Annotated in this window: 3 protein-coding genes; 1 reads left to right on the forward strand and 2 read right to left on the reverse strand. The window is 55.5% G+C overall.

What is annotated here, in order from left to right; genetic code table 11:
• Positions 1-495 precede the first annotated feature (495 nt).
• Positions 496-810: a 3-keto-disaccharide hydrolase gene (locus RMSM_RS42910; protein ID WP_081614269.1), complete on the reverse strand. Its 315-nt coding sequence runs from the start codon at positions 808-810 to the stop codon at positions 496-498.
• Positions 701-2,038 carry a ThuA domain-containing protein gene (locus RMSM_RS21790; RefSeq protein WP_236622252.1) on the reverse strand — a complete coding sequence of 446 codons (1,338 nt, stop codon included), beginning with the start codon at positions 2,036-2,038 and terminating at the stop codon, positions 701-703. Before RMSM_RS21790 ends, RMSM_RS42910 begins: the two co-directional genes overlap by 110 nt.
• 363 nt (positions 2,039-2,401) lie before the next feature.
• On the opposite strand from RMSM_RS21790, the gene hemB reads away from it, so the two are divergent.
• Complete coding sequence (gene hemB / locus RMSM_RS21795; RefSeq protein ID WP_008701387.1) at positions 2,402-3,418, forward strand: porphobilinogen synthase; 1,017 nt, start codon at positions 2,402-2,404, stop codon at positions 3,416-3,418.
• Positions 3,419-3,502: the final 84 nt, after the last annotated feature.

Raw genomic sequence — 3,502 nt, forward strand, 5'->3', positions numbered from 1 at the left:
CCGGACTGCAACTCCAGCGTCTGGCCGACAACATCGACAATGTCGACGCTCGCGCGCACTCGCCTTTCAGGTCGAAGTCCACAGGAAGGGACAAGCGACAACTCCCGTAAAAGGAACCAATTTGGTGACAAGACACCTCAAAAGAAAGCCACGACAAACCCGAAACAATTTCGGTGCGGAAGCCCCTTCCCTGGGTGTCTCGCCGATTCAAGCTGGCGAAACGTATCCGATCGGTCGACCCATCTCGATGATCACCAACTAGGCAAACCACCAATTTCGCCAACCTCGTCGATTGGCAGCGGGCAATTTTCGATCATGCAATCCATTGCAACGCAATTGAACGGTTTGCTAGCAAAAAAACAACTGGCAAACCGCTCATCAATTACGAGCGACCGGGGATTGTGCGAAACCGCCTTGTCGGCGTCAAGCTCAATTTTCTTGAGCTAAATTCCGTAATTTCCTGTGTTTTTGACATGGTTAGTCAAAAAAGCCGGATTACTTCAGTTCTCGCACCCGAATATCTTTCCAGCGGACTTCGAAAGGCCCGGAGCCCTTGGCGATGCCGTGCACTTGCAGCCCGAAAAAGCCTTTCTTGCTCGACTCTGCATCCGAAAAATCGGCGATTTTGGTTCCATTGACCCAAGTTTGGATACGATCGCCAACTGCGCGAACGACGAAACGGTTCCAGCTGTTGTTTTTGTTAGGCGTCCTTGATTGGTTGTTCCTTGGTGATCCAACCACGACCGGTCCCTTCGCTGTAGACATAGCCCGATTCGCCGGGTGCCGCCTCGATTTCGACCTGGGGACCATGAACCCGTCCGTTCTTGAAATCCTTGGTGCTGAGCGAGCGAATCTGTACCCCGCTGTTCAAACCGGTATCGACATTTGCTTCGAATGTCAGCTCGAAATCGCCGAACGTTTGCTCGGTACATAGGAACGAATTCGGGCTTCCTTCGGATGTTTTGCCGACCACGGCACCATTTTCGACGCGATAGGTCGCGGTGCCGTTCTTTTGGGTCCAGCCCTTGGTGTCATTGCCACTGAACAGCGAAACCCAGCCTTGGCCATCGATATCGGGAATCGTATCCCACGACACATTGTTGCCAGCGGCCGACTCGCTGCTCGCGGCCGGATCACGAACGGCCGGTTGGTCCGCCGTTAGCGTTTCGGCATCGACCGCAGGCAGGGTCACATCCCCGGTCGCAGCCCATTCGGTGCCGCGCTGCAGCGTGACTTGAAACGCAAGCCCCTTCATGGCGTTGACGTCATGCCCGAGGGTCGTGTGAAAAACACGTCCTTTGCCGTATTGAATGCACATCAACAGCGGCTCATGTTCGCCGGTGCCGCCCGATTCTTTGGCGCTGAATCCGGTCGCCAACACTTCCATATTCTCGGCGGGTCCTCGCAGCTTTCCGTACAATTCGTCCGCCGTTTGCATGAACGAACCTGGCAATCCTTTGGTGATCGGATGCTTGGTATCGCGAACGACAACGACAAAGGGAACACGTCGGCCGTGGGTTCCGCCCGATCCGGGCGAGTTATCACGTGTGAATTTTTGCAGGTCTTCTTTCCAACGAACGTAGGGACCATCGCTCTCATTGCGACCGCCCCAGCCGCCCAGCCCGATCATGCGATTGTAGGCCGACCATTTTGGGAACGAGTTGTCGGCGGCGTGGACCGAACAAAAACCGCCTCCGCCGTTGACGTAGTCCTCAAAGGCCTGCTGGGTCGACTCGCTCCACGGTTGGCCGTTGTAATTGGAAACAACAACGTCATAGTCCGAAAATTTGGGGGCGAACGTACTCATATCGCCCCCTTTTTTCGGCGACGTGACGACGTCGACTTTGAATCGCCCCGAGGCTTCGAGCGTCTGCTTGATCAGCGGCGTGGTTTCTTGCCATTTGTGGTTGTTCTGCCCATCAATCAACAATGCCGACAGGACGTTGGTGTTGTCCGCAGCGGACGTTTGCAAAGCAAAACCGGCGACCAATGCGAGACAAGCAACCAGTCGTTTCAAGGAGAGATTTCGTAGTTTCATCAGCATTAAATTCAAATGAGGTTCAATCGGGAAAAGCGACGGTGAGTGGGATCGTTTTAGAGCCGGTGGGTCCATCGGACCGACAGCGGCACTGGGAATCCCATTGTATCAACATCATCACCCGCTTGGCGGCCAGAACAAGCGGCCTAATCACCGATTGAAAGGCAGCCGCAATGAAAACCTCACGAAGTGGACGTATTGATGGGATTCCCAGGGCGAATCGAGTGCCCCACCGTGGGTCACAACCAGACGCTGGGTACATGAATCGGCATGGGTTGCCTAAGATACGTGAATCTTGCAGCCCAAACGAGAATCCTGGGCTCTCAAATGAACCAAGTCCCTCACCGAGCCCACCTCGTACGAATGAGCCATTTTACTCGCGGAAATTACCCTTCCACTCGATTGCGACGCGTCCGCCGCCATGACTGGTCTCGACGACTTGTTGCCGAAAACCAATTGAGCGTGGACGATTTAATTTGGCCCATCTTTGTCTTCGATGGCGAGGGACGGCAGCCGATTGAAAGCTTGCCGGGCGTGGATCGGCTGGGACAGGACCAAATCGCCGAGGCCGTCCAGACGGCATGCAGCTTGGGCATCCCCGCGATCGCGATCTTCCCCGCGACACCTAGCGAACTGAAAACGCCCGACGCTGCCGAAGCCGTCAATCCCGACAATCTTGTTTGCCGCACTGTTCGCAAAATCAAACAGGAAGCGGGCGATTCGCTCGGCGTGATTTGTGATGTCGCGTTGGACCCCTACAGCAGCCATGGCCAAGACGGATTGGTTCGTGATTCGTACGTGATCAACGACGAAACGGTCGAGGTTTTGTGCCAACAAGCGTTGGTGCAAGCCGACGCGGGTTGTGACATCATCGCCCCAAGCGACATGATGGACGGCCGGATCGGAGCGATTCGCGGTGCGTTGGAAAACGCGGGAAAGACAAACGTGCAAATCATGTCGTACGCCGCTAAGTACGCCAGCTCGTTTTATGGCCCGTTCCGTGACGCGGTCGGATCGTCGGGCAATCTTGGCAAAGCCAGCAAGAGCACCTACCAACAATCGCCTGGACAGAGCGACGAGGCACTGCATGAAGTCGCACTCGATTTGGCCGAAGGCGCCGACACAGTGATGGTCAAACCAGGCATGCCCTACCTGGACATCGTCTATCGTGTGAAATCGACCTTTGGTGTTCCCACGTTCGCCTATCAAGTCAGCGGCGAATACGCGATGCTCTCAGCTGCCGCCAATCACGGCTGGCTCGATCGCGACAAGGTGATTCTCGAAAGTTTATTGGCGTTCAAGCGTGCCGGTGCCGATGGCGTGCTGACCTATTTCGCCGTCGAAGCGGCACGTCTTCTCCATGCCGCACAATCGCAGTAGCCCTATCATGACCGCTGAATTGAACGCTCCGACCCTCGACGAACTTGAAACCGCTGCCAGCAAGAAATTTGCTTGGCAATGGGA

This window comes from Rhodopirellula maiorica SM1 (genome assembly GCF_000346295.1).
GTDB lineage: Bacteria > Planctomycetota > Planctomycetia > Pirellulales > Pirellulaceae > Novipirellula > Novipirellula maiorica.

Coding starts and splice junctions, on each gene's coding strand:
- RMSM_RS42910 (WP_081614269.1), bottom strand. CDS start 810: ATGGTCCCCAGGTCGAAATCGAGGCGGCACCCGGCGAATCGGGCTATG.
- RMSM_RS21790 (WP_236622252.1), bottom strand. CDS start 2,038: ATGAAACTACGAAATCTCTCCTTGAAACGACTGGTTGCTTGTCTCGCA.
- hemB (WP_008701387.1), top strand. CDS start 2,402: ATGAGCCATTTTACTCGCGGAAATTACCCTTCCACTCGATTGCGACGC.